The sequence below is a fragment of the Nitrospirota bacterium genome (genome assembly GCA_040755395.1).
GTDB lineage: Bacteria > Nitrospirota > Nitrospiria > Nitrospirales > Nitrospiraceae > DATLZU01.
In genome coordinates, this window is sequence record JBFMAX010000074.1 from 1 (window position 1) to 1,028 (window position 1,028).

Sequence of the window (1,028 nt, forward strand, 5' to 3'; positions counted from 1 at the left end):
GATGAAAATAGTTTCTCATATGAGACTCATACCGATAGTCCCACAGATGACGCAGATTCTCCTTGATTGCCCATGCCCGGCACACCTTCAGGTCTTGTGCACGCAATGCCTCAAACTCTTGCCGCCGCCACTGAGGAATATTCTCCTCACTCCACAGCCACAGATACTTGGTCCCCTTCAGAGTCTGTTCTCCACTTTCCGAAAGCTCACGATGCTCGCTCTTTCTGACCGCATCCACCGCCTCCAAAACGTGCTTCATTACGTGAAATCGATCAAAGACGATCTTCTTGTCCGCATCAGGCACATACGCCTTGGTTGCCGCAATGTAGGGATCCCACATGTCCATCGCCACAGCCTTAATATTGGACAGTTCCTCTTTGGTAAACTGCCGATAGTAGCTCTCAAGACTCTCCTGCCCTCGATCATCACAGACAAACTCCACCGTCCCCGCCTCAATGTCGTACACCAACGATTCGTACTTGTGCCCTTTGGCTATCGATTTCTCATCCACTCCGATACGCTGAGGTATCCGATGCTCCTTGCGTACACGTCCGCGACTAACCGCTCGCTCCAAAGCATTCCAGACCCTGTCCCAGCTCAATCCATAAAGTCGTGCCGTCGCCTCAATGCTACACTCCTGAACTACGCGGATGACACGGCTCTCAAAGGCATACGTCATATCGGAGCCGTTTTCTCCAATCTCCGAGGTGATCTGTTTCACCCCGTGCCGAGGACAGTTTACCCGTGGTGGCCGTACATGGATGAAGGTCTTCATATGACACGTATCCAAATGGCGGTACACACGTTCCGGAGCATGATCGTACAGGCCATAAAACTCCCCACACTCTGGACATCTGACCCGTATATCCTGCTCGTGATCCAGGTAAATATCGATCCGCTCCTCCGCTTCGTCCATAATCACCTGACCAACAAACCAGGGCAGCTTGATTCCCAATACCTTCGTAAAAAGTGCTTTATCGTCCATAACTCTATAGAATACTTAAACCACTATATCTTGTATAGTCCCA

1 protein-coding gene is annotated in these 1,028 nt (G+C 50.6%); it reads right to left on the minus strand.

Going from position 1 to position 1,028, the window contains the following annotated elements; translation table 11 throughout:
- A partial coding sequence (locus AB1555_20210) for an ISL3 family transposase (GenBank protein ID MEW6249002.1) occupies positions 1-985 on the minus strand: 985 nt, incomplete at its 3' end.
- Positions 986-1,028: the final 43 nt, after the last annotated feature.